This is a genomic window from Kineococcus terrestris (genome assembly GCF_041020755.1).
GTDB classification, from domain to species: Bacteria; Actinomycetota; Actinomycetes; order Actinomycetales; family Kineococcaceae; genus Kineococcus; species Kineococcus terrestris.
The window spans coordinates 1-23644 of record NZ_JBEUEI010000048.1 but is presented as its reverse complement, the minus strand read 5'-3'; the positions used below and the strand labels follow the sequence as shown (position 1 = coordinate 23644).

The following is a 23644-nucleotide window of genomic DNA, read 5'->3' as shown; positions in this document are numbered from 1 at the left end:
CCCCCCCCCCCCCCCCCCCCCCCCCCCCCCCCCCCCCCCCCCCCCCCCCCCCCCCCGCCCCCCCCCCCCCCCCCCCCCCCCCCCCCCCCCCCCCCCCCCCCCCCCCCCCCCCCCCCCCCCCCCCCCCGCGGCCGGTCAGCCCCAGACCGTCCGTCGTGGTGCCCGCGACGGCGACGGGCGCCCCGCACGCGGCGGACAGCGCGGCCTCGGCCTCGGCCCGCCGCGCGCCGATCCTCGGCCGGTTGCCGACGACCTGCACCGACACGTTGCCGATCTCGTAGCCGGCCTCCCGGACCAGCCGCGCGGCCTCGGCGAGCAGCCGGGCACCCGAGGCGCCGGCGAACTCGGGGCGGGCCGTGCCGAAGTGGGCGCCCAGGTCACCCAGCCCGGCGGCGGCGAAGAGCGCGTCGCAGCAGGCGTGCGCGGCCACGTCGCCGTCGGAGTGCCCGGCGGGGCCGGCGGGCTCGTCCGGCCACAGCAGCCCCGCGATCCAGCAGGGGCGCCCGGGCACGAGCGGGTGCACGTCCAGACCGGTGCCCACCCGGGGCAGGGCGCTCACCGCGCCGCCCGGGCGGGGACGGGACCGCCGGCCAGGACGGCCTCGGCCAGGACGAGGTCCAGCGGGCGGGTCACCTTGAAGGCGAGGTCGTCACCGGGGACCGTGCGCACCGGGTGGCCCAGCGCCTCGAGCATCCCCGCGTCGTCGGTGGCCGGCGCGGCCCCGGCGGCCGCCTCGTGGGCGCGCAGCAGCGGCCCGGGCGCGAAGCCCTGCGGCGTCTGGACGGCGGCCAGCTCACGGCGGTCGACGGTCTCCACGACCACGTCGCCGGCGACCCGCTTGACGGTGTCGCTGACCGGCAGGACCGGCACGACGGCCACGGCCCCGGCGCGCACGGCGGCGACCACGGCGGTGAAGACGCCGGGCGGCGTCAGGCAGCGGGCGGCGTCGTGCACCAGCACGACGTCCACGTCGTCGGGCAGCGCCACCAGCCCGGCGCGCACCGAGTCCTGGCGCTCGCGGCCGCCCTCCACGACCCGCAGGTCGGGCAGGTCCAGGCCCGCCAGCGCGGAGCGGACCACCTCGCAGCCGTCGGGCGGGGCCACGACGACGACCACGTCCACGACCCCGGAGGCGCGGGCGCGCTCCAGGGCGTGGACGAGCAGCGGACGGCCGGCCAGGTCGACGAGCGCCTTGGGCCGGCCCAGACCGAGGCGGTCGCCCCGGCCGGCGGCCGGGACGACCAGTGCGGACCTCAGGAGGCGAGGACCTCGTCGAGCAGGGACTCGGCCTTGTCCTCGTTGGTGTTCTCCGCCAGCGCCAGCTCGGAGACGAGGATCTGGCGGGCCTTGGCCAGCATGCGCTTCTCGCCGGCGGACAGGCCGCGGTCCTGGTCGCGGCGCCACAGGTCGCGCACGACCTCGGCGACCTTGACGACGTCGCCCGAGGCGAGCTTCTCCAGGTTGGCCTTGTAGCGGCGCGACCAGTTGGTCGGCTCCTCCGCGTACGGGGTGCGCAGCACCGAGAAGACCTTGTCGAGGCCCTCGCGCCCGACGACGTCGCGGACACCCACGAGGTCGACGTTCTCGGCGGGCACCTCGATCGTCAGGTCGCCCTGGGCGACCTTGAGGACCAGGTAGAGCTTGTCCTCGCCCTTGATGGTCCGGGTCTTGATCTCCTCGATCAGTGCGGCCCCGTGGTGGGGGTAGACGACCGTTTCGCCGACCGTGAAAGCCATAGAAGCAACCCCTTTCCCTGTCCCCAGGTTACCACGCCCCGACGGGCCCCGGCAGCGTCGCGCCCGGCGTTTGCGCAGGTCAGAGGCTTGCGAGGGGCCGCTCTGGGCCTTGACAGGCGCCCGGCGGCGTGCTTTCGCGCGCGTTGCACGGCGCGCCGGGTGCGTGACACCGCTCACCGTCCGCGCGCCGGGCGGTGCGCCCGGGCCCCGCCGGCGGGCGCCCGCTACCCTGTGCCACGTGAAGCACCGCCTGCACCGGCCCGCCTCCGCCGCCGCCCTCACCGCCGCCGTGCTCGGCCTGTCGGGCTGCGCGATCTTCTCCCCGCCCACGGTGCTGCGGCCCTACAACCCCGGCGACGGGGTGCGCACCGAGGTCGGCGACGTCGCCGTGCGCAACGTGCTCGTCGTCGCCACCGGCGTGGACGAGCCCGGCGTGGTCTCGGCCGCCCTGGTCAACAGCGGCGAGGAGGGCGCGACCGTGTCCATCTCCGCCGGCACCGGCGAGGCCGGCACCGTCTCGGTGCCCGCCGGCCAGCTCGTCACCGTCGGCGCGCCCACCGGGGCCCCCGCCGGCGGCGAGCCGGGCACCAGCGACCCGGAGTCGGCGGTCTCGGCGTGGGTGCAGGTGCCGCAGGTGCCGCAGTTCCCCGGCGAGACCATCCGCCTCACCTTCGCCTCCGCCGGCGAGAGCATCGAGGTGGACGCCCCGGTGATCCGCCCCTGCTTCGAGTACTCCAACCTCCTGCCGACCCCCGAGGCCGGCGCCGACGGCGCGACGGCCGCGGCCACCGGGGAGCCGATCGAGTGCGGCCCCGAGCTCGGCGAGGAGGGCACCCTGCTCGACGGCGACATCGCCGAGGAGGAGGCCGACGGCTGAGCCGTCCCCCGCACGACGAGGGCCCGCGAGCCGACCGGCTCGCGGGCCCTCGCGCGTCGGGGGCGCTCCCGCCCTCAGGCCTCGAACTTGTAGCCCAGCCCGCGCACCGTCACCAGGTAGCGCGGGTTCGACGGGTCCGGCTCGATCTTGGCGCGCAGCCGCTTGACGTGGACGTCGAGGGTCTTGGTGTCCCCCACGTAGTCCGAGCCCCACACGCGGTCGATGAGCTGCACGCGCGTCAGCACGCGGCCGGCGTTGCGCAGCAGCAGCTCCAGCAGCTCGAACTCCTTCAGCGGCAGCGGGACCTGCTCGCCGTGGACCGTCACCACGTGCCGGTCCACGTCCATCCGCACCGGGCCGGCCTCGACCGTGGTCTGCACCAGGTCCTCCGGCTCGGCGCCGCGGCGCAGCACCGCCCGGACGCGGGCCAGCAGCTCGCGCGAGGAGTACGGCTTGGTGACGTAGTCGTCGGCGCCGATCTCCAGGCCCACCACCTTGTCGATCTCCGAGTCCTTCGCGGTCAGCATGATCACCGGCACGCTGGAGCGGGTCCGCAGCTGCCGGCACACCTCGGTGCCCGGCAGGCCGGGCAGCATGAGGTCCAGGAGCACCAGGTCCGCGCCGGCCTTGTCGAACTCGTCGAGGGCGGCGGGCCCGGTGTCCGTCACGGCCACGTCGTACCCCTCCCGCCGCAGCAGGTAGGACAGGGGGTCGGAGAAGGACTCCTCGTCCTCCACCACCAGGATCCGCGTCACGGACGTGCCTCCAGGGAAGGGTTCTCCGACGGGTCCGCCGGAGCGCGGGAGCCGCCGCGGGCGGACGCCCGCAGCGGTTCGTCGAGGGGGCGCGGGGTGCCCGCGGCGCCGGGAGCCCCCGGCGCCTGGCGCCCCGTCGCGTCGGGCAGGCGCAGGGTGAAGGTCGAGCCCTCGCCCTCCACGCTCCACACCCGCACGTCACCGCCGTGGTTGCCGGCGACGTGCTTGACGATGGACAGGCCCAGCCCCGTGCCGCCGGTCAGGCGCGAGCGGGCCGGGTCGACGCGGTAGAAGCGCTCGAAGATGCGCTCGAGGTCCGCGGGGCTGATGCCGACGCCGCGGTCGGAGACCGCGACGTCGACCGTGCGGGCGCCCGTCTCGGCGTCCACCGTGCGCCGCACCTCCACGACGACCTTGCTGCGCTCCGGGGAGTAGGCCAGGGCGTTGTGCACGAGGTTGCGCACGGCGGTGATGACGAGCTCGCGGTCGCCCACGACCTGCGCGCCGCGCTCCCCCGCCACCACGACCACCGACTCGCGCTGCTGGCAGACGCTGCCGGTGCGGTCCACGGCCTCGGCGACCAGGGCGTCCACGTCCAGCAGCGCCGGCTCCACGATGCGCGTGCTGGCCTGCAGCCGCGACAGGTCGATGATCTCCTGCACCAGCTGGGTCAGCCGGATCGACTCCCGGCGCATCCGCTGGGAGAAGTGCCGCACCGCGTCCGGGTCGTCGGCCGCGTCCTCGACGGCCTCCGACAGCAGCGACAGGGCGCCCACGGGCGTCTTCAGCTCGTGGCTGACGTTGGCGACGAAGTCGCGGCGCACCGCCTCCACGCGACGGGCCTCGGTGCGGTCCTCCAGCAGCAGCAGCACGTGGTGCCCGCCCAGCGGGGACACCCGGGCCAGCACCACCGCCGAGGGCCGGCCCAGGCCGCCCGCCAGCTCCACCTCCGCCTCGCGGACCAGCCCGTCGCGCCGGCAGCGGCGCACCATGTCCCGCAGGTCGGGGCTGGCCAGGTCGCGGCCGGTGACCACGCCGGCCGAGTAGGCCGCGGCGCTGGCCCGCACGACCTCGTCGTCGGCGTCCAGGACCACGGCGGAGGAGCGCAGCGCGAGCAGGACGTCGCTGACGCCGGGCGGCAGGCCGGGCCGGGACGGCTCGGGGTCGGCCGCGCGCTGGGAGCGCTCGCTGATCCGGAAGGCGAGGACGGCCCCGGCGCCCGTCAGCACGCCGACCACCGCGGCGATCGACGTGGACAGGTCCGCCAGCACGGTCCCAGACTACGTGCGCGGCGCAACCGCTCCCGGCCCGCCGGGACGCGGCGGGCCGCCGCGCCCGGCACTGTTCACCCGCGCGGTGGCGGGCGTTCACCCCCGGCTGCGACGCTGGAGCGGGCGCGGCCGCACCGCGCCCTGCCCGCACGCCGGTGACGCAGGAGGAGACCCGTGCGCAACGTGTTCCACGACGAGCTGAACGCGCTCGTCGAGACGCTCGTGGAGATGACCCACCTCGCCGAGTCGGCGATGGGGCGGGCGACCACCGCCCTGCTGGACGCCGACCGCGAGCTGGCCGAGACCGTCATCAGCAACGACGAGGCGATCGACCGCCTGCAGCGCGACCTCGAGGAGCGCTCGCTGCAGCTGCTGGCGCGCCAGCAGCCGGTGGCCACCGACCTGCGCGTGGTCGTCACCGCGCTGCGGATGAGCAACAGCCTGGAGCGCATGGGCGACCTGGCCCGGCACGTGGCCAAGCTGGCCCGGCTGCGCCACCCCGCGGGCGTCGTGCCCGACGAGTCGCGCGCGCTCTTCCTGCAGATGGGCCAGGTCGCCGAGCGCATCGTGGCCAAGGCCGGCAGCGTCATCGCCTCGCGCGACGTGGAGCTGGCCGCGGCCATGGAGCTCGACGACGACGAGATGGACAACCTGCACCGGCAGGTGTTCGAGATGCTGCTCTCGCGCAAGTGGCAGCACCCCACCGAGGTGGCCGTCGACCTCACCCTGCTCAGCCGCTACTACGAGCGCTACGCCGACCACGCCGTCTCGGTCGCCAAGTCGGTGATGTTCCTGGTCACGGGCTCGCACGACGCCGAGGACGGGCTCTCCCTCACCGGCTGAGCGGCGGGGGGCGGGTGCGCGGGGCCCGGTGTAGCGTGCCCGGGGTGAGGCGGCGCGGCGCGGTGCGGAGCGGCTCCCGCGCGGGGGCGGTGCTGGCCGCCGCGGTGCTCGCCGCCGGCTGCGGGTCGGGCGACCCGGACTCCCCCGCGGCCCCCACCACGACGACCGCGCCCGCGAGCACGACGAGCACCACCCCGCCGCCGGACTCCCCCACGGGGACCCCCGGCGCGGACGGGGAGGGCGGTGTCGACTGCGCGGCCGCGCAGGAGGCCCAGCAGGGGCTCGACGACGCCTACAGCGCGCGGCTGGACGAGCTGGGCATCGGCCGCGGCGACCCCCGGGCGCAGACGGTCTACGCCCTCGTGACCACGACCGAGGGCCCCGCCTACTACAGCGCCCTGGCCGAGGCCGTCCCGCCGGAGCTGACCGGCGACGCGCAGCGCGTCCTGGAGTACTACGAGCAGGTGGCCGCCGCCGTCGGCGAGGTCGACTACGGCGACGGCTCCCGCGACGCGCTCGCGCGGGCCGGCGAGGACCTGGCCACCGCCACCGAGGGCGTGGCCGGCGACCCGGAGACGGGCACGGCCGTGGTCCAGGCGCAGGAGCGGTTGCAGTCCGAGGTGCAGCGCGCGTGCGCCGACGGCGGCACGGCGGGTCCTGGGCAGAGCCCCGGCGACCAGGACGCCGACGACGGGGAGGGCTCCGGCACGGACGGGCCCACCGGCGACGGGTCCACCGGCACCACCACGTCCTGACGCCGCCGGCGGTCCGTCAGCCCCGGCGGTCCGTCAGCCCCGGCGCCCGCGGCGGCGCACCGAGCGCAGCACCCGGGCGACCTCCTCCGCGGCCGGCCCCTGGTCGAAGTCGCGGGCGCGGGCCGGGCCCAGCCGGGCCTTGCGGCGCAGCGGCTCCGGGTCGTCGAGGTGGCGCAGCACGGCGTCGGCGAGCGCCTGCGGGTCCTCGACGGGGACCAGGTCGCCCACCTCGCCGTCGCGCAGGACGTACCGCGGGCCCGTCGGGCAGTCGGTCGCCACGACCGGCACGCCGTGCGCCAGCGCCTCCAGCAGCACCAGGCTGCCGTTGCCCTCGTAGCGCGAGGACAGCACGAACAGGTCCGCCCCGGCCAGCAGCGGCTGCGGGTCCGCCACGTGCCCGGCGAGCTCGACGCGCTCGCCCAGGCCCAGCTCGGCCACCTGCCGCGCCAGGACCTCGCGCAGCGGCCCGGCGCCGACCAGGACGAGCTCGACGTCGCGGCCGGCGGCGACCACGCGGGCCACGGCGTCCAGCAGGACGTCGAAGCCCTTCTGCTCCGCCAGGCGGCCCGCGGCCACCAGGCGGGTGCGCCCGGACGCCGAGCGCACCGGCCCGCCGGCGTCGCGCACGCGCTGCAGCGTCGCCTCCACGTCGATGCCGATGGCCGCGGTGTGGATGCGGTCGGCGGGCAGGCCCGTGCGGCGCACCTCCTCCACCAGGCCCGGGGACACGCACACCGCGGCGTCGACGCGGCGGTGCACGGCCGACAGCAGCGGTCGCAGGGCCGCCGGGGTCCAGTCGGCCACGGCGCGCGGCAGGGAGTTCTGCACCAGCACCACGAAGGGCGTGCGGGTGACCCGCGCGGCGGCCCAGCCGACGAGGAGGTTGTAGCCGATCTCGCTGCCGCTGACGACGACGTCGGCGCGGCGCGCGTGGCGCAGCGCGCCGACGACGACGGGCACGACGGCGGTGCGGAAGCGGCGCACCTTGCGGCTGGCGAAGCGCACGTCCAGACCCGGGTCGGGCTGCAGCAGCGGGACCGTGGGCGCCACCGTCTCCAGCACCAGGACGCGCACGCGCGCCCCGGCCGCCTGCCAGCGGCGGGCCAGGTCGTGGCTGACCCGCAGCCCGCCGTTGTCGCGCAGCGCGCCCTCGACGACCAGGATCCGCGGGCCCGGCCCGCGCACCGGCCGGTCCGCGGACGGTGCCGCCTGCGTCGCGCTCACCGCGCCTCCCCCCTCGCCCGCACCGGTCAGCGGCCCTGGTTGGCCACGGCGGCCACGGCGGCGGCGGCCGCCTCGGGGTCGAGGTAGCGCCCGCCCGGCTCCAGCGGGCGCAGGTCCTCGTCCAGGCGGTAGAGCAGCGGGATGCCGGTGGGGATGTTCAGCCCGGCGATGTCCTCGTCGGAGACGCCGTCGAGGTGCTTGACCAGGGCGCGCAGGGAGTTGCCGTGCGCGGCCAGCAGGGTCGTCCGGCCGGCGCGCAGGTCCGGCACCACCGACTGCTCCCAGTACGGCAGCATCCGGGCCACGACGTCGGCCAGGCACTCGGTGCGGGGCATCTCGTCGGCGCCCAGCGCCGCGTAGCGCGGGTCGCCGTCCTGGGAGAACTCCGAGCCGGCCTCGATCTGCGGCGGCGGGGTGTCGTAGGAGCGGCGCCAGAGCATGAACTGCTCCTCGCCGAACTCGGCGAGCGTCTGCTTCTTGTCCTTGCCCTGCAGGGCGCCGTAGTGGCGCTCGTTGAGCCGCCACGAGCGGCGCACGTCGATCCAGTGCCGGTCGGCGGCGTCGAGGGCCAGGTGCGCCGTGGTGATCGCGCGGCGCAGCACCGAGGTGTGCACGACGTCCGGCAGGACGCCGGCCTCGACCATCAGCCGCCCGCCGCGGACGGCCTCGGCGCGGCCCTTCTCCGAGAGCGCGACGTCGACCCAGCCGGTGAACAGGTTCAAGGCGTTCCACTCGCTCTCGCCGTGGCGGAGCAGGACGAGCGTGTGCGGAGCGTCGGTCATGCCCCGACCCTAGCGGCCGGGCCCCGGGCGGTTGCCCCGCGCACCGGACCCGTCCACCCGGACGGGTGGCGCCGGGGCCTCAGGGCTGGCGGCGGCCGGCGGCGGCCCGCGCGTACACCTCCAGCGTCGCCGCGGCGGTGGCGTCCCAGCCGAAGCCGGCGGCGCGCTCGACGCCGCGGGCGGCCAGCAGCGCGCGCCGGGTCGGGTCGTCCAGCAGCCCGCCGAGCGCGGCGGCCCAGCGGGCGGGCTCGTGCCCGTCGACGAGCAGGCCGCTGCGCCCGTCCTCCACCGCCGTGGGCAGCCCGCCCACCGCGGCCGCCACCACGGGCGTCGCGCAGGCCTGCGCCTCCAGCGCCACCAACCCGAACGTCTCGTTGTAGGAGGGCACGGCCACCAGGTCGGCGGCGCGGTAGTGGTCGGCCAGCTCCGCGCGCCCGACCGGCGGGCGCACCTGCACCACGTCCTGCAGGCCGAGGGAGTCGACGAGGTCCTGCAGCGCGCGGGGGGTGCGGGTGCCGCTGCCGCTGGGACCGCCCAGGACGAGGACGCGCAGCCGCTCGCGCCGGCGCGGCTGGGCGCGCAGCAGTTCCGCGGCCGCGCGCACCAGCAGGTCCGGGGCCTTCAGCGGCTGGATGCGCCCGACGAACAGCAGCACCTCGGCGTCGGCGGGCAGGCCCAGGCGTGCGCGGGCGGCGGCGCGCCCGTCGGCGGGGGCGAAGGTCGCCAGGTCCACGCCGGGGGCGACGACGTCGACGCGGCCCGGGTCGGCGCCGTACAGGCCCAGCAGGTCCTCGCGCTCGCCGTCGGTGTTGGCGACCAGGCGGTCGGCGGCGTCGACGACCTGCTGCTCGCCGATGACCCGGCCCTCCGGCTCGGGGGTGTCCCCCTCGGCGAGGTGGGCGTTCTTGACCCGGGCCATCGTGTGCATCGAGTGCACCAGCGGCACGTCCCAGCGGTCGGCGACCAGCCAGCCCACCTGGCCGGACAGCCAGTAGTGGGTGTGCACGACGTCGTAGTGGTGCTCGGCGTGCCGGGCCTCGGCGCGCAGCACGCCGGCCGTGAAGGCGCACAGCTGCCCGGGCAGGTCCTCCTTGCGCAGGCCCTCGTAGGGCCCGGCGGCCACGTGGCGCACCCGCACGCCCGGCGCGGCCTCCACGACGGCCGGCTGCTCGGAGGAGGTGCGGCGGGTGAACACCTCGACCTCCACGCCCCGGCGGGCCAGCTGCGCGGCCAGCTCGACCACGTACACGTTCATGCCGCCGGCGTCGCCGGTGCCCGGCTGCTCGAGCGGTGAGGTGTGCACCGACACCAGCGCGACCCGCCGCAGACCCACGCGTCCTCCCGTCCCGCGACCCGCCCGCGGACGCGGGTGGGTACCGTCGCCGGGTGTCCCGCCGCAGCGGCGGCGGCCCACGGCCCGCCGAAGAGTGTCCACCCAGCACCCCCGCCGCCCCGCGCGCAGGGGTCCGCGGGGCTCCCCGGTGAGCGCGGGCACGGGCTCGCGGGCGGGCGCGCGCACCGCGGTGGTGGGCACCGTCACCCGCGGCACGACGGGCACCGACCGGCTGCGGCGCGTGGAGCGCTGGCTGGCGCAGGTGCAGGGCCGGCGGCTGCGCGCGGCGGCCGACCCGCTGGTCGTCGACCTCGGCTACGGCGCGCGGCCGTGGACGGTGACGGACCTGCAGCGCTGGCTGCGCGGGGTGCGCCCGGACGTGCGGGTCGTCGGGCTGGAGGTGGCCCCCGAGCGGGTCGAGGCCGCCCGCACCGCGCTGGCCGGCGTGCGCGGCGCCCCCGAGTTCGCCCGCGGCGGCTTCGAGCTGGCCGTGCCCGGCGGCGGTGACCCGGTCCTGGTGCGGGCCTTCAACGTGCTGCGCCAGTACCCGGAGGCGCAGGTCGCGGCGGCGTGGGAGCTGCTGCGCTCGCGGCTGGCGCCGGGCGGGCTGGTCGTGGACGGCACGTGCGACGAGCTGGGCCGCCGCGCCGCGTGGGTGGCGCTGGAGCGCGAGGCGGGTGCGGTCTCGCTGACCGTCTCGGTGCGGCTGGCGGGCCTGCCGGCGCCGTCGGCCGTCGCCGAGCGGCTGCCCAAGGCGCTCATCCACCGCAACGTGCCCGGCGAGGGCGTGCACGACCTGCTGCGCGACGCGGACGCGGCGTGGGCGCGGGCGGCGCCGCTGGGGACCTTCGGCGCCCGGCAGCGCTGGATCGCCACCTGCCGGGACCTGGCGCAGCGCTGGCCGGTGCTGGACTCCCCCGCGCGCTGGCGGCTGGGCGAGCTGACGGTGGCGTGGGAGGCGGTGCGGTGAGCGCACCGGTGCGCCGTCCCACGATCCGCGACATCGCGCTGGCCGCGGGGGTGTCGAAGGCGTCGGTGTCCTACGCGCTCAACGGCGGGCCGGGGGTGTCCGCCGCCACCCGCGAGCGGGTGCTGGCGGTGGCCGCGCAGCTGGGCTGGCGGCCCAGCGCGGCGGCGCGCTCCCTCTCGCACGCCCGCGCCCACGCCGTCGGCCTGGCCCTGGCCCGCGACGTGCGCCTGCTGGGCGAGGAGCCGTACTACATGCGGTTCATCTCCGGGATGGAGGCCGTCCTGGCGGCCGAGGGCACGTCGCTGCTGCTGACGGTCGTGCCGGACGTGGACACGGCCGTGGAGGTGCTGCGCACCTGGTGGGCCGAGCGGCGCGTGGACGGCGTGGTGCTCACCGACCTGCTCGTCGACGACCCGCGGCTGGCCGCGGTGCGCGAGACGGGGGTGCCGTGCGTGCTGCGCGGCGGGCCGGGCGACGTGCGCGGCCCGCAGGTGGCCGCGGCCCCCGAGGACCACCGGCAGGCCTTCACCGACGTCGTGGAGCACCTGCTGGCGCGCGGGCACCGGCGCCTGGCCCGGGTCAGCGGCCCGCCCTCGTTCGCGCACACCCGCCGCCGCGACGAGGCGTGGGCGCGGGTGACCGCCCGGCTGGTGGGGCGCGCCGAGCCGGTCGTGGTCGCCGACTACTCCGGGGCGGGCGGGGTGGCCGCCGTCCGCGACCTGCTCACGCGCGAGCACCCGCCCACGGCGGTGGTGTTCGACAACGACGTCATGGCGGCCACCGTGGTGGCCGAGCGCGCGGCGCTGGGCGTCTCGGTGCCCGGCGACCTGGCCGTGGTGGCGGGCGACGACTCGCTGCTGTGCCGGCTGGCCACCCCGGCGATCACGTCGCTGCGCCGCGACGTGGTGGCCGACGGGGCGGTCTCGGCGCGCCTGCTGCTGGACCTGCTGGCCGGGCGCGACCCCGGGCCGGTGGGCCCGGGCACGCGCGACCTCGTCGTGCGCGCGAGCACCTGAACGGGCGCCCGGCCGGACCCTCAGACCTCCAGGAGCAGCGTCACCGGCCCGTCGTTGACGGACTCGACCGCCATGTCGGCGCCGAAGCGGCCGGTGGCCACGGGGATCCCGCGCCCGCGCAGGTCCGCCACGACGGCCTCGACGAGGGGTTCGGCGACGGGGCCGGGCGCGGCGGCGCTCCACGTGGGGCGCCGCCCCCTGCGGGCGTCGCCGTAGAGGGTGAACTGGCTGACGACGAGGACGCCGGCGCCGCTCTCGGCCACCGAGCGCTCCCCGCGCAGCAGGCGCAGCTCGGCCACCTTGCGCGCCAGCTGCGCCACCTGGGCGGGCCCGTCGTCGTGGGTGACGCCGACGAGGACGAGCAGACCGGGGCCCTCCAGGGCGCCGACCACCTCGCCGTCGACGCGCACGCTCGCCGAGACGACGCGCTGCACGACGGCCCTCACCACCGGCTCCGGGGGTCCGCCGGCCCGGTGAACGGGGCGGGACGCGCCGGTGACGACCGTACGATCGCCGGGTGCACGTGCCCGTGGTCGTCCCGCTGGTCCTGCTGGCGCTTGCGGTGTGCGCCGTGGGCGCGCTGGTGCGCCCGCGCTGGGACGGCGGGCTGCTGCTGGGGCTGCTGGCGGCCGTGTGGACGCGCGTCAACGGGCCCGTGGAGGGCCGCGTCCTGCACACGTGGGCCCCCGGTCGCGGGTTCACCGAGGCGGACCTGCTGGCCGTGGCCGCCCTCGTGCTGGCGGCCGTGACGCTGCTGCGCTGCCTGCTGCGGGCGCTGCGCCCCGCGCGGGCCGGCTCCCGCCGGCGTCCGGCCGGCGCAGCACCTGCGGGGCGCGCGGCCGCCGGTCACCAGGGGCCGTAGGGGCCCGAGCGCGTCCCCGGGCCGGGCCCGCGCCGGCCGCCGAACCGCCGCACGGCGGGGCGCACGTCGGCCAGGTAGACCGCGGCGGCGACGACGGCGACGATGCCGAGCAGCCCCGGCATGCCGGCCGTGCCCACGGACAGCGGCAGGGACACGAACGCGATGGCCGCGGCGACGGCGACGACCGCCACCCAGAACGTCTTGGTGCGCTTGCCGGCGGCCGTGTAGGCGGCCGCGCTGTGCCGCAGCGCGTCGACGAGCGCCCACACCGTCAGGCCGAACGCCGCGAGGCTGATGACGAGCAGGATGCCGCTCTGGACGCTGCCGATGAGGTTGGTCACCACACCGGGTCCTACGAGCGGGGGGCGCCGCGCGTTCCGCCGGCGCGGCGGCGCTCACCCGCGCGGGCGAGCGCGGCCGCGCGCGTCAGGGCCGGGAGCTGCGCAGCGCGTCCTCGACGGACACCAGGCCCTCGCGGTAGCGGCGGGTGACCTCCTCGGTGCAGGCGTCCATGACCTCCTGCACGCGGTGCCGGTCGCCGGACAGCTCGTGCTCCAGGGCCAGCAGGCGCTCGCGCGCGCCGGCCAGCTGCTCGTCGTCCATCGCGCTGAGGTCGGACAGGTGCGGGTCGGCCACGGCCAGCTCGGCGCGGCGGCGGTGCTCGCCGACGCGGCTGGGCTCCACGGAGGTGAAGCGGCCCATGCCGTGGTCGCTGCGGCGGGGGTCGGCGAGGACGTCGGTGAGGGCGGCGACCAGCTCGGCGTCGGAGCGGGCGGCGGGCACGTCGACGGCGCCGTCGACGCCCTGGCGGCGCTCGCCCTCGGCGCGCAGCAGGTCCAGGCGGCCCTGCAGCAGGCGCCGGGCGTAGGACAGGTCCGCCTCCTCCTGCTCGGCGAGGTCGCGCCGCGCGCGCAGATCGTCGAGGGGCAGCTCGCCCAGTCCTTCGAGGAACTCGGGAGCCAGCACCCGGTCGAGGGCCCGGCGGCCGCCCTGCTGGTACCCGCTGTGCTCGACCATCGCGGCCTCCTGCCGTCGTCGTCCTCCGGGCACGGCCCGGTCGTCGCTGGCAGCGATCCCACCACGACCGAGCGTGTCCGTCGAGCCTGACGCACCGACCGGTCCCCCGGGGGGGCGCTCAGGGGGCGACGACGACCTCCTGCGCGGCCGCCACGCGCCCGCCGGAGGGGGTCAGCGCGGACAGCTGCGCGTCGAGGGGCAGCGAGCGCTTGACCACGGCGAGCGCCACGGGCCCCAGCTCGTGGTGGCGCGCGGCCGTCGTGACGGCGCCGACGCGCTTGTCGCCGAGGACGACGTCGTCGCCGTGGGCGGGCAGGTCGTGGGTGGAGCCGTCCAGGTGCAGCAGGACCAGCCGGCGCGGGGGGCGGCCGAGGTTGTGGACCTTCGCGACGGTCTCCTGGCCGCGGTAGCAGCCCTTGTGCAGGTGCACGGCGGTGCGCAGCCAGTCCAGCTCGTGCGGGATGGTCCGCTCGTCGGTCTCGCGGCCCCAGCGCGGCCGCCAGGCCTCCACGCGCAGCGCCTCGGTCGCCCAGGTGCCCGCCAGGCGGCGGCCGGCGACCCGGGCGGTCAGCTCCGCGCGCGGGACGAGGACCTCGCGCCAGGCGCGGTCGCGGCCGGGGTGGTCCAGGGTGGCGACGGCCGCGTAGCTGGCGGTGTCGGCGCTGCCGCCCTCGGCCAGCGGCGTGGCGCCGGGCCACGGGTCCACCCACACGGGGCCGGGACCGTCCGCGGACGTCTCGCGGGAGGGCTCGCCGAGCACCGCCCAGTCGGCGGTGACGTCCGCGACCTCGACGCGCAGCGTGAAGCGCATGCGCTCCAGCCAGGCGCCCAGCGCGACCTGCGCGCCGGGCTCGGTGGTGATCCAGACGGCCTCGCCGTCGTCGACGAGGTGCAGGTCGTGCTCGACGCGGCCGGTGGGGCTCAGCAGCAGGCTCTCGGTGCTGTCGCCGGGCGCCAGGGACGTCAGGGACTGCGTGGTGAGGCTGTGCAGCCAGCTGAGCCGGTCGGGGCCGGCCACGCGCAGGACGCCGCGGTGCGACAGGTCGGCCACGGCCTGGCCCCGCACGAGGGCGCGCTGCTCGCCGACGGGGTCGCCGTAGTGCCAGGCGACGCCGGCGTCCAGGCCCTCGGCGGCGACCGCGCCGGGCGCGGCGAGCAGCGGCGAGGCGGGCGCGGGGACGGCGGGCGCAGCGGCGGAGGTGGCGGCGGGGGTGGCGCCGGGGGTGGCGGTGGTCACGGGACCTCCACGGGCTCGGGCGCCGGGGCGGGACCGGTGGCCCGCTGTCCGGCGCGGCAGGTGCGGCAGGTGCCGCGCAGGGCGAGGTGGTGGGTGTCGAGCGCGAAGCCGGTGCGGGCGGCCAGCTCGCGCGCCAGCGGCCCGGCCAGCGCGGAGGGGGCCGCCCCCACGTCGCCGCAGCGGTCGCACACCAGGTGCAGGTGGCCGCCGTGCTCGAGCGCGGAGAAGGACGGCGAGCGGCGGTCGAGCTGGGTGCGGGCCACGAGCCCGACCTCCTCCAGCACGGCCAGCGCCCGGTAGACGGTGGACGGGTCGACCGGCGCGTCGCCGGGGACCGCGCCGAGGTGGGCGGAGACCTCCTCGGCCGTGGCGTGCCCCAGGGCGCGGACCGCGGTGAGCACGCGCTCGCGCTGGGGGGTCACGCGCAGCCCGCGGGCGTGCAGGGCGGCGCCGAGCGCGTCGCGGCCCCGCGCGCCCTCCCGCGCCTGCACGTCCACCGGGCCCTCCACGCGCTCCAGCTCCTCCGGCTCGTCCGGGTCGTCCGGGTCCGCGCTCAGCCGACCCGCTTGAGCCGCGCGGACGCGTAGCTGCGCAGCGGGTGGCCGCCCAGGACGGCGTCGTGCGCCCACAGCAGGTCGCCCTCGACGAGCCCGTACAGGCGGGTGCCGGCGGTGTACTCGTGCGCGGAGGAGGTGCGGACGACGGCGTCGGTGCTCAGCTCCACGCGCGGGCCGGTGGCCGTGCCGACGTAGACCTCGACGACGCCCGTGGGGTGGGCCAGGACGACTTCGAGCGGCACGGGCGCGGGCCCGTCGCCGGCCGCGGTGCCGACCGGGCCCGGGCGCCAGAACCCGGTCTCGACGTCGAGCGGGTCGGTGGTGGCGCCGTCCTCGTCGAGGGCCCACGTGGTGGAGGTGTAGCTGAGGAAGTCGCGGCCGTCGTGGGAGAACTCCACGACCTGCCCGAAGCGGGTGTCGCCCTCACCGCGGGCGGGGTGGCCGAGGACGCCGGCGCCCTCCCAGCGGCCCAGCAACCAGGACAGCGGGACGAGCGGCAGCGGCGTGCCGGTGCTCAGGGGGACGGGCACGGCTCAGCGCTGACCCTTGAACAGGCGGTACACCACGTAGACCGAGAACCACGCGATCGTGATGGACGCCAGGATCAGCAGGACCAGGAAGAAGATCTCGATGGCTTGCGTGCTCACCCCCGCGAGCCTACCGGCGGCCGGGGCGGCCGCCGCCCGGGCGTGGGCGGGCTCACGCGCGGCGGGGCGCGGGCGCGCGGCGGGTCAGCCGATGACGAGCCGGCCCACGACGTAGGCGCCGGCCCCGGCGAGGGCGACGGGGGCGGCGGCCACGGCCAGCGAGGCCTGCACCGTGCGCCCGGTGGGGGTGCGCGCGGCGTGCGCGCGCCAGCCGGCGGTCAGCAGGCCCGCGCCCAGGCCGGTGAGGACGCCCGTCACGGTCCACGCCGTCTGCGAGGCGCCCACGCCGGCGCCGGCCAGGTCCACCAGGAGGCTGGCCAGCCACCCCGTCGCCGCGCCCGCGAGCAGGCTCAGCGGCCCGGCCACGCGCAGCGGCCAGGGACCGGCGCACACCAGCGCCGCCGCGGCCACGGCCGCGAGGACGACGGCGGCCAGCGCGGGCCCGGCGAAGGTGGAGGGGACCACGACCCACGAGGCGGCCAGCACCGCGCACGCCTGGCCGGTGACCGTGCCGGTGACCGACTCCACCAGGCGCGGGCGCCCGTCGGTGCGCAGGAGCTGGTGGACGAACGCCACGAGCAGCGCGAGGGCCGCCACCCCGGGCAGGGAGGCCAGGGTGCCGCTGCCGACGGCCGCGTCGGGCCGCGCGGCGGACAGGCCCGCGCCGTGGGTGCCCACCAGGGCGGCGACCGGGGCGGCCAGCGCGGCCAGCGCCACGACGAGGTCCGAGCCGCGGCGGGCGGGCAGCTCCAGCAGCTCCGCCCAGCCGGCGGCCAGCAGCAGGCCGACGACGGCCACGGCCAGCGCCAGCAGCAGCGGCGGGCCGAAGGCGGCGACGGCGACCACGACGGCCAGCGCCGCCGTCGTCGCCGCGGTCGCCGAGGTCGTCACGCACGGCATCCTCGCACCCCCGTCCGGGGACCCGGACGACCCGAGCGGGCCCGGACCGGGCCGGTCGGGGTCACCGGCCGTCCCCCCGCCGTTATCCTGGGGTTCCCGCGGGACGCTCGCGCGAGGCCCGACCGGACTGGGAGGCAGGACAGCGGGTGGCTCAGATCCTGGTGCTGACGAACGCGCTCACGCCCTCCACGGAGGTCCTGCCCGCCCTCGGCCTGCTCCCGCACACGGTGCGCGTGCTGCCGGCCGAGGCGTCGGTGCTGGTGGACGAGCCCGCCTCCGACGCGGTGCTCGTCGACGGCCGCCGGGAGCTGGCCGCGGCGCGCTCGCTGTGCCGGCTGCTGCGCACGACGGGCCTGTCCCAGCCGCTGCTGCTGGTGCTCACCGAGGGCGGCATGGCCGCGGTGGCGGCCGACTGGGGCGCGGACGACGTCCTGCTCGACACGTGCGGCCCGGCGGAGCTGGAGGCGCGGCTGCGGCTGGCCGCGGGGCGCTCGCGCCGGCCCGCCGAGGAGGCCGACGGCGTCCCGCAGCACGAGATCCGCGCCGGCGACGTCGTCATCGACGAGGCGGCCTACTCCGCGCGGGTGCGCGGGCGGCAGCTGGACCTGACGTACAAGGAGTTCGAGCTGCTCAAGCACCTGGCGCAGCACCCGGGCCGCGTGTTCACCCGCGCCCAGCTGCTGCAGGAGGTGTGGGGGTACGACTACTTCGGCGGCACGCGGACGGTCGACGTCCACGTGCGGCGGCTGCGGGCGAAGCTGGGCCCGGAGCACGAGGGCGCCATCGGCACCGTGCGCAACGTCGGCTACCGCTTCGTCACCAGCGGCCGCGACGAGGACGGGCTGGACCTGGTGGACGAGGCCGAGCGGGTGCCCGGCCAGGCCGGGCCGGCGGGCGTCGGCTCCCCCGGCCGCTCCCCCGGCCACCCGGCCGACGCCGCGGCCCCGCGCCCGCTGCGGGCGCCGCGCGCGTGAGCGCGCCCGGCCCGCGCGCCGGCGCGCAGGAGCTGCTGCGCAGCACCGGCGCCCTGCCCGCGGAGGTCGCAGCGGCGGTGCGGGCGCTGGCGGCCGCCGCGTCGGCGGCCGACGGGGCGAGCGCCCTGAGCGAGGACGCCCTGCTGCGGCTGGACGCGGCCCCGGACGGCGTGACGCACCTGGTCACCGCGGAGCGCGCCGACGACGGCGCCGCCGCCGGGTACGCGCAGCTGGCGGCCGCGGGCGACGGCCCGCTCGGCGGTGAGCTGCTGGTGCACCCGTCGCTGCGCCGGCGCGGCACGGGACGGCGGCTGCTGGCGGCCGTGCGCGCGGCGGCCGGCGGCGCGCCCGTGGCGCTGTGGTCGCACGGGGACACCCCCGGCGCGGCGGCCCTGGCCCGCGCGGACGGCTGGCGGCGGGCGCGGGAGCTGTGGCGGATGGAGCGGCCCGCCGCGGGGCTGGCCGAGCTGGTGGAGCCGGAGCTGCCCGCGGGGACGACCGTGCGCGCCTTCGTGCCCGGGCAGGACGACGGGGCGTGGGTCGCCGTCAACGCGGCGGCCTTCGCCGACCACCCCGAGCAGGGCCGCTGGACGGTGGACGACCTGCGGCTGCGGCTGGCCGAGCCGTGGTTCGAGCCGCGGCTGCTGCTGCTGGCCACGGGCGCGGACGGCGACCTGCTGGCCTCCTGCTGGATGAAGGTGGCCCCCGACCCCTCGGACCCCTCGGGCCGGCCGGTGGGCGAGCTGTACGTGCTGGGGGTGGCGCCGTCGGCGGCGGGCCGCGGGCTGGGCCGCGCGCTGCTGGTGCGCGGGCTGCGGGCCGTCGTGGCCGCCTCCCCCGCCCCGGACGTCGTCGAGCTGTACGTCGACGCCGGCAACGTCCCGGCGGTGCGCCTGTACCGGCGGCTGGGGTTCGAGCGCGCCGCGGTGGACGTGCAGTACGCCCTGCCCTGACCCCCGCCGGGCCCCCGCCCGCGAGCCCGTCCACCGGCGCGACACCCGCCGGTCACCCGGGCGTCACCGCAGGTCGGAGGGGCCCGCGCGGCCGGGTGCCGGCACCGGCCGCGGTGGCAGGATGGGCCCATGACCACGACTGCGCGCGCCGCGACCGCGGCCCCCCTCCCCGCCGTGGCCCCGCCGGGCGAGACGGTGGAGCTGCCCGAGGACCGCTTCGCGGACCGCGAGGTGTCGTGGCTGGCGTTCAACGCGCGCGTGCTCGAGCTGGCCGAGGACCCGCAGCTGCCGGTGCTGGAGCGGGCGCGGTACCTGTCCATCTTCGCGAACAACCTCGACGAGTTCTTCATGGTGCGCGTGGCGGGCCTGAAGCGGCGCATCGCCACGGGGCTGGCGGTGACCGCGGCCAGCGGCCTGGAGCCGCGCGAGGTGCTGGACGTCATCAGCGTGCGCGCGCACGAGCTGACCGAGCGCCACGCCCGGGTGTTCCTGGACCAGGTGCGCCCGGCGCTGGCCGGCGCGGGCATCACCGTCGTGCGCTGGGACGAGCTGTCGACCTCCGAGCAGGTGCGCCTGCACGGGTTCTTCCGCGACCGCGTCTTCCCCGTCCTGACCCCGCTGGCGGTGGACCCCGCGCACCCGTTCCCCTACATCTCGGGGCTGTCGCTGAACCTGGCCGTGGTGGTGCGCAACCCCACCACGGACAAGGAGCACTTCGCCCGCGTGAAGGTGCCGCCGCTGCTGCCGCGGTTCGTCGCGGTGGAGTCGCCGGAGGACGACGGGGTGACCTCCGCGCGGTTCGTGCCGCTGGAGGACGTCATCGCGGTGCACCTGGACCAGCTGTTCCCGGGCATGGAGGTCGTGCAGCACCACACGTTCCGCGTCACCCGCAACGAGGACCTCGAGGTCGAGGAGGACGACGCGGAGAACCTCCTGCAGGCGCTGGAGAAGGAGCTGCTGCGCCGCCGGTTCGGCCCGCCGGTGCGCCTGGAGGTCGCCACCGACATCGACCCGACGGTGCGCGACCTGCTGGTGCGCGAGCTCGGCATCCACGACCAGGAGGTCTACGAGCTGCCCGAGCCGCTGGACCTGCGCGGGCTGGGCGACATCGCGGACCTGGACCGCCCGGAGCTGAAGTTCCCCAAGTTCGTGGCCCGCACCCACCGGGACCTCACCGACGGCGCGGAGACGGCCAAGCCGCGGGACGTGTTCGCGGCGATCCGCAACCGCGACGTGCTGCTGCACCACCCCTACGACTCGTTCTCCACGAGCGTGCAGGCGTTCCTGGAGCAGGCCGCGGCCGACCCGAAGGTCCTGGCCATCAAGCAGACGCTGTACCGCACCTCGGGCGACTCCCCCATCGTCGACGCGCTCATCGACGCCGCCGAGGCCGGCAAGCAGGTGCTGGCGCTGGTGGAGATCAAGGCGCGCTTCGACGAGCAGGCGAACATCTCCTGGGCGCGCAAGCTGGAGCAGGCCGGCGTGCACGTGGTGTACGGGCTGGTGGGCCTGAAGACGCACGCGAAGCTGAGCCTGGTGGTGCGCCAGGAGTCCGGCGGGCTGCGCCGCTACTGCCACGTCGGCACGGGCAACTACAACCCGAAGACGGCCCGCCTGTACGAGGACATGGGCCTGCTGACCGACGACCCGCAGGTGGGCGAGGACCTGACCCGGCTGTTCAACCAGCTGTCGGGATACGCGCCCAAGACCGCCTACAAGCGGCTGCTGGTGGCGCCGCGCTCGCTGCGCACGGGCCTGGTGGACCGCGTCGACCGCGAGATCGACAACCACCGGCAGGGCCTGCCGTCGGGTGTGCGGATCAAGGTGAACTCGATCGTCGACGAGGCCGTCGTGGACGCGCTGTACCGGGCCTCGATCGCGGGCGTGCCGGTCGACGTCCTGGTGCGCGGCATCTGCGCGCTGCGCCCGGGCGTGCCGGGGCTGAGCGAGAACATCCGGGTGCGCTCGATCCTGGGGCGCTTCCTGGAGCACAGCCGGATCTTCTGGTTCGCCGGCGGCGGCGACCCCGTCGTGATGATCGGCAGCGCGGACATGATGCACCGCAACCTGGACCGGCGGGTGGAGGCCGTGGTGCGGCTGACCGACCCGCGCCACGTGCGGGAGATCACGGCGCTGCTGGACCGCGGGATGAGCGACGCGACGAGCTCGTGGCACCTGGACGCGGAGGGCACCTGGACCCGGCACAGCCGCGCCGCGGACGGCTCGCCGCTGCTGGACCTGCAGGAGCACACCATCGCCACGCGCCCGGGCCGCCGCCCGTCGGTGCGCCGGCGCCGCTGACGCGGTGGCGCGCGACGGGGCCGGGGTGACCGCGCTGTCCCCCGCCACGGCGCCGGCCGGGCGCCCGGTCGTGGAGGCGGCCGGGTGCGTCGTCGTGCGCCCCGGCCCGCACGGGCCGCAGGTGCTGCTCGTGCACCGGCCGGCGACGACGAACCACGGCACCGACTGGTCCTGGCCCAAGGGCAAGCTCGACGACGGGGAGACGCACCCGGCCGCGGCCGTGCGCGAGACGGCCGAGGAGGCGGGCCTGCGGGTCGTGCTCGACCGGCCGCTGCCGGAGCTGCGCTACGAGGTGCCGCCGGGCCGGCTGAAGCGGGTGCGGTGCTGGCTGGCGCACCCCGCCCCGGGCGAGGAGGCGTCCGCCGCCTCGCCCGAGGAGGTCGACGCCGTCGAGTGGCTGGACGCCGGGGCGGCCCGCGAGCGCCTGACCTACGCCCACGACGCGCACGTGCTGGACGCCGCGCTCGCCGCGGCGGCCGAGCCGACGCGCCCGGTGGTGCTGCTGCGGCACGCCCGGGCGGTGGCCCGCCGGGACTGGACGGGACCGGAGGACGGCCCGCGGCCGCTGACCGACCGCGGGCACGCGCAGGCGCACGCGCTGACGTCGCTGCTGGGGGCGTGGGACGTGCGGTGGGCGGTGACCTCGCCGTGGGCGCGCTGCGTGCAGACGGTGCTGCCCAGCGCCGACGCGCACGGCTGGGACGTCGCCGAGGAGGAGGACCTGACCGAGCGGGCGTTCCGCGAGGACCCGGCGCGGGCGCTGGCGGTGCTGGACCGCGCGCTGGACGGCGACCTCGACGGGGAGCTCGGCGAGGACGACGTGGACGCCGCCGGGCGCCCGGGCGTGCTGCTGTGCACGCACGGGCCGGCCCTGCCGTCGCTGCAGGAGCGGCTGGCGGACCGGCTGGCCGTGAGCGCGACGGCGGAGGGGTCGGCGCGGCGGTCGGCGCGCGCGCTCGCGCTGCCGAAGCTGGGCAAGGGCGAGCTCCTGGTGGCCCACGTGGCCGGCCGCGGGCCCGGCGCCCGCGCGGTCGCGCTCGAGCGCCACCGCGTCTGACACGCCCGGCGCGCCCGGCGCGCACGGCGCGAGCACCGGCCGGGCGGTGCGCTCGGCCCCGAACGCTCACGCGACGTCGCGGAGTGAGCACCCACCGCCGCACCGGTCACTCGTTCACCCACACGTCGGCGTCCGGTCGGAGGACGGACGCCGAAGCGACCGGCCTGGTTCACCCCTCGTTCACCGTCGGCGTGCCACGGCGTCACCTGCCGCTCCTACCGTCCTCGCACGTCGGACCCCGGCGGGCCCCCACCGTGCCCGCCCGTCGAGCGAAAGCGAGTCCCACGTGAAGCGCACCACCCTCCGCCGCGCCGCCCTCCCCGCGGCCCTCGTGCTGTCCCTCGGGCTGGCCGCCTGCGGCGGCGCCAACGAGAACACGGAGACCACCCCGGGCGGCACCGGCGGCGGCGAGACCACCGCGGCAGAGGCCCAGCTGAGCGGCGAGCTCAACGGCGCGGGCGCCAGCTCGCAGCAGGCCGCCATGCAGGCGTGGATCGCGGGCTTCACCAGCGTGCAGCCCGACGTCACGGTCAACTACGACCCGGCCGGCTCCGGCGCGGGCCGCGACCAGTTCCTGTCCGGCGCCGTGCCCTTCGCGGGCTCCGACCGCGCCCTGAACGACGAGGAGCTGACGCAGGCGCAGGAGCGCTGCAACGGCGGCAACGCGATGGACCTGCCGGTCTACGTCTCCCCCATCGCGGTCATCTACAACCTCGAGGGCGTCACCGACCTGCAGCTGTCGGCCACGACGATCGCCAACATCTTCAACGGCACCATCACCACCTGGAACGACCCGGCCATCGCCGCGGACAACCCGGACGCGACCCTGCCGGACACCGCCATCACGCCGGTGCACCGCGCCGACGACTCGGGCACCACCGAGAACTTCACCGACTACCTGTCCCAGGCCGCGCCCGAGGCGTGGACCGAGGAGCCCGACGGCGAGTGGCCGCTGCCCGGCGGCGAGGCCGCCCAGGGCACCTCCGGCGTCGTCAGCGCCGTGCAGGCGGCCGCGGGCGGCATCGGCTACGCCGACGCCAGCCAGGCCGGCAGCCTCGGCGTCGCCCAGGTTCAGGTCGGCGAGGACTTCGTCGGCCCGACCCCCGAGGAGGCCGCCGCCATCCTCGACGCCTCCACCCAGGTCGAGGGCCGCCCCGAGGGCGACATCGCCCTCGAGATCGCCCGCACCACCACCGAGGCCGGCACCTACCCGATCGTCCTCGTCTCGTACCACATCGTCTGCTCCACCTACGCCGACCAGGCCGAGGCCGACCTGACCAAGGCCTTCGTCGAGTACGTGGTCAGCGAGGACGGCCAGCAGGCCGCGGCCGACGCCGCGGGCTCCGCGCCCATCTCCGAGAACCTGCGGACGCAGATCACCAGCTCCCTGGACACGATCTCCGCCGGCTGACACCGTCCCGGGGGGGGGGGGGGGGGGGGGGGGGGGGGGGGGGGGGGGGGGGGGGGGGGGGGGGGGGGGGGGGGGGGGGCGGGCGCGGGGGGGGGGGGGGGGGGGGGGGGGGGGGGGGGGGGGGGGGGGGGGGGGGGGGGGGGCGGGGGGGGGGGGGGGGGGGGGG

Annotated in this window: 25 protein-coding genes and 1 pseudogene; 11 read left to right on the top strand and 15 right to left on the bottom strand. The window is 77.7% G+C overall.

The features are described 5' to 3' along the window. Window positions 1-118: 118 nt before the first annotated feature. From ispF to AB8M62_RS18895, 3 genes and pseudogenes are all read right to left on the bottom strand, one after another. Window positions 119-559 (bottom strand): annotated as a pseudogene (ispF, locus tag AB8M62_RS18905) (2-C-methyl-D-erythritol 2,4-cyclodiphosphate synthase); the annotation flags it as partial. Beyond that, window positions 556-1257 carry a 2-C-methyl-D-erythritol 4-phosphate cytidylyltransferase gene (gene ispD, locus AB8M62_RS18900; protein WP_369070542.1) on the bottom strand — a complete coding sequence of 234 codons (702 nt, stop codon included), beginning with the start codon at window positions 1255-1257 and terminating at the stop codon, window positions 556-558. The pseudogene ispF and the gene ispD, both read right to left, overlap by 4 nt. Then, window positions 1254-1736 (bottom strand): CarD family transcriptional regulator, encoded by a 483-nt coding sequence (locus AB8M62_RS18895; RefSeq protein ID WP_369055541.1) that lies wholly within the window; start codon window positions 1734-1736, stop codon window positions 1254-1256. The genes ispD and AB8M62_RS18895 overlap by 4 nt, the downstream gene beginning before the upstream one ends. A 238-nt stretch (window positions 1737-1974) precedes the next feature. Between AB8M62_RS18895 and AB8M62_RS18890 the strand changes: the two genes are divergently transcribed. Beyond that, window positions 1975-2613 carry a hypothetical protein gene (locus AB8M62_RS18890; RefSeq protein WP_369055540.1) on the top strand — a complete coding sequence of 213 codons (639 nt, stop codon included), beginning with the start codon at window positions 1975-1977 and terminating at the stop codon, window positions 2611-2613. 74 nt (window positions 2614-2687) lie between these two features. Here AB8M62_RS18890 and AB8M62_RS18885 read toward each other — a convergent pair whose 3' ends face one another. Further along, the gene (locus tag AB8M62_RS18885; RefSeq protein ID WP_369055539.1) at window positions 2688-3368 is read right to left on the bottom strand and encodes a winged helix-turn-helix domain-containing protein; all 681 of its coding nucleotides are present in this window, start codon (window positions 3366-3368) and stop codon (window positions 2688-2690) included. Beyond that, window positions 3365-4639: a sensor histidine kinase gene (locus tag AB8M62_RS18880; RefSeq protein WP_369055538.1), complete on the bottom strand. Its 1275-nt coding sequence runs from the start codon at window positions 4637-4639 to the stop codon at window positions 3365-3367. The genes AB8M62_RS18885 and AB8M62_RS18880 overlap by 4 nt, the downstream gene beginning before the upstream one ends. Before the next feature lie 174 nt (window positions 4640-4813). Here AB8M62_RS18880 and phoU point away from each other — a divergent pair, with 174 nt between their 5' ends. Both phoU and AB8M62_RS18870 read left to right on the top strand, forming a co-directional pair. Beyond that, window positions 4814-5482, top strand: coding sequence for a phosphate signaling complex protein PhoU (gene phoU / locus AB8M62_RS18875; protein WP_369055537.1), 669 nt, complete (start codon window positions 4814-4816; stop codon window positions 5480-5482). A gap of 44 nt (window positions 5483-5526) precedes the next feature. Further along, entirely contained in the window at window positions 5527-6237 is a 711-nt protein-coding gene (locus AB8M62_RS18870) for a hypothetical protein (RefSeq protein WP_369055536.1), read from the top strand. Between the two features lie 33 nt (window positions 6238-6270). Here AB8M62_RS18870 and AB8M62_RS18865 read toward each other — a convergent pair whose 3' ends face one another. From AB8M62_RS18865 to mshA, 3 genes are all read right to left on the bottom strand, one after another. Further along, window positions 6271-7461 carry a glycosyltransferase gene (locus tag AB8M62_RS18865; protein ID WP_369055535.1) on the bottom strand — a complete coding sequence of 397 codons (1191 nt, stop codon included), beginning with the start codon at window positions 7459-7461 and terminating at the stop codon, window positions 6271-6273. A 26-nt stretch (window positions 7462-7487) separates the two neighbouring features. Further along, complete coding sequence (locus tag AB8M62_RS18860; RefSeq protein ID WP_369055534.1) at window positions 7488-8243, bottom strand: phosphoglyceromutase; 756 nt, start codon at window positions 8241-8243, stop codon at window positions 7488-7490. Window positions 8244-8322: 79 nt separating this feature from the next. After that, entirely contained in the window at window positions 8323-9570 is a 1248-nt protein-coding gene (gene mshA / locus AB8M62_RS18855; RefSeq protein WP_373695007.1) for a D-inositol-3-phosphate glycosyltransferase, read from the bottom strand. A gap of 154 nt (window positions 9571-9724) precedes the next feature. Here mshA and AB8M62_RS18850 point away from each other — a divergent pair, with 154 nt between their 5' ends. Further along, entirely contained in the window at window positions 9725-10546 is an 822-nt protein-coding gene (locus tag AB8M62_RS18850; RefSeq protein WP_369055532.1) for a class I SAM-dependent methyltransferase, read from the top strand. After that, entirely contained in the window at window positions 10543-11562 is a 1020-nt protein-coding gene (locus AB8M62_RS18845) for a LacI family DNA-binding transcriptional regulator (protein ID WP_369055531.1), read from the top strand. Before AB8M62_RS18850 ends, AB8M62_RS18845 begins: the two co-directional genes overlap by 4 nt. Before the next feature lie 20 nt (window positions 11563-11582). Here the strand turns inward: AB8M62_RS18845 and dtd are convergent, their stop codons facing one another. Further along, a complete protein-coding gene (dtd, locus tag AB8M62_RS18840; RefSeq protein WP_369055530.1) occupies window positions 11583-12008 on the bottom strand; it encodes a D-aminoacyl-tRNA deacylase in 426 nt (141 codons plus the stop codon). A gap of 71 nt (window positions 12009-12079) precedes the next feature. Between dtd and AB8M62_RS18835 the strand changes: the two genes are divergently transcribed. Further along, complete coding sequence (locus AB8M62_RS18835) at window positions 12080-12424, top strand: hypothetical protein (protein ID WP_369055529.1); 345 nt, start codon at window positions 12080-12082, stop codon at window positions 12422-12424. Here AB8M62_RS18835 and AB8M62_RS18830 read toward each other — a convergent pair. The 6 genes from AB8M62_RS18830 to AB8M62_RS18805 all read right to left on the bottom strand — a co-directional run bounded on the left by AB8M62_RS18830 (window position 12409) and on the right by AB8M62_RS18805 (window position 16773). Next, window positions 12409-12765 carry a DUF2516 family protein gene (locus tag AB8M62_RS18830; protein WP_369055528.1) on the bottom strand — a complete coding sequence of 119 codons (357 nt, stop codon included), beginning with the start codon at window positions 12763-12765 and terminating at the stop codon, window positions 12409-12411. The two genes, AB8M62_RS18835 and AB8M62_RS18830, sit on opposite strands and share 16 nt — an antisense overlap. 85 nt (window positions 12766-12850) lie before the next feature. Beyond that, window positions 12851-13441: an RsiG family protein gene (locus AB8M62_RS18825; RefSeq protein WP_369055527.1), complete on the bottom strand. Its 591-nt coding sequence runs from the start codon at window positions 13439-13441 to the stop codon at window positions 12851-12853. Between the two features lie 118 nt (window positions 13442-13559). Then, window positions 13560-14678, bottom strand: coding sequence for a CAF17-like 4Fe-4S cluster assembly/insertion protein YgfZ (gene ygfZ, locus AB8M62_RS18820; RefSeq protein ID WP_373695006.1), 1119 nt, complete (start codon window positions 14676-14678; stop codon window positions 13560-13562). Further along, entirely contained in the window at window positions 14675-15187 is a 513-nt protein-coding gene (locus AB8M62_RS18815) for a Fur family transcriptional regulator (RefSeq protein ID WP_369055526.1), read from the bottom strand. Before AB8M62_RS18815 ends, ygfZ begins: the two co-directional genes overlap by 4 nt. A gap of 44 nt (window positions 15188-15231) precedes the next feature. Next, window positions 15232-15765, bottom strand: a complete 534-nt coding sequence (locus AB8M62_RS18810; protein ID WP_369055525.1) for a nitrobindin family protein — start codon at window positions 15763-15765, stop codon at window positions 15232-15234. A 201-nt stretch (window positions 15766-15966) separates the two neighbouring features. Then, window positions 15967-16773, bottom strand: a complete 807-nt coding sequence (locus AB8M62_RS18805; RefSeq protein WP_369055524.1) for a hypothetical protein — start codon at window positions 16771-16773, stop codon at window positions 15967-15969. A 155-nt stretch (window positions 16774-16928) separates the two neighbouring features. Between AB8M62_RS18805 and AB8M62_RS18800 the strand changes: the two genes are divergently transcribed. From AB8M62_RS18800 to pstS, 5 genes are all read left to right on the top strand, one after another. Beyond that, on the top strand, window positions 16929-17756 hold the full coding sequence (locus AB8M62_RS18800; protein ID WP_369055523.1) for a winged helix-turn-helix transcriptional regulator: 828 nt from the start codon (window positions 16929-16931) through the stop codon (window positions 17754-17756). Then, window positions 17753-18709: a mycothiol synthase gene (mshD, locus tag AB8M62_RS18795; protein ID WP_369055522.1), complete on the top strand. Its 957-nt coding sequence runs from the start codon at window positions 17753-17755 to the stop codon at window positions 18707-18709. The genes AB8M62_RS18800 and mshD overlap by 4 nt, the downstream gene beginning before the upstream one ends. A gap of 129 nt (window positions 18710-18838) precedes the next feature. Next, window positions 18839-21010, top strand: a complete 2172-nt coding sequence (locus tag AB8M62_RS18790) for an RNA degradosome polyphosphate kinase (protein WP_369055521.1) — start codon at window positions 18839-18841, stop codon at window positions 21008-21010. Window positions 21011-21035: 25 nt separating this feature from the next. Then, window positions 21036-22067 carry an NUDIX hydrolase gene (locus AB8M62_RS18785; protein WP_369070541.1) on the top strand — a complete coding sequence of 344 codons (1032 nt, stop codon included), beginning with the start codon at window positions 21036-21038 and terminating at the stop codon, window positions 22065-22067. Between the two features lie 286 nt (window positions 22068-22353). Next, window positions 22354-23478, top strand: coding sequence for a phosphate ABC transporter substrate-binding protein PstS (gene pstS / locus AB8M62_RS18780; protein WP_369070540.1), 1125 nt, complete (start codon window positions 22354-22356; stop codon window positions 23476-23478). The last annotated feature ends 166 nt before the right edge of the window (window positions 23479-23644 follow it).

Bases quoted from the DNA above. Each gene is read 5' to 3' on its own strand.
- AB8M62_RS18895 (WP_369055541.1), bottom strand. From the start codon at position 1,736: ATGGCTTTCACGGTCGGCGAAACGGTCGTCTACCCCCACCACGGGGCC.
- AB8M62_RS18860 (WP_369055534.1), bottom strand. From the start codon at position 8,243: ATGACCGACGCTCCGCACACGCTCGTCCTGCTCCGCCACGGCGAGAGC.
- AB8M62_RS18825 (WP_369055527.1), bottom strand. From the start codon at position 13,441: ATGGTCGAGCACAGCGGGTACCAGCAGGGCGGCCGCCGGGCCCTCGAC.
- AB8M62_RS18790 (WP_369055521.1), top strand. From the start codon at position 18,839: ATGACCACGACTGCGCGCGCCGCGACCGCGGCCCCCCTCCCCGCCGTG.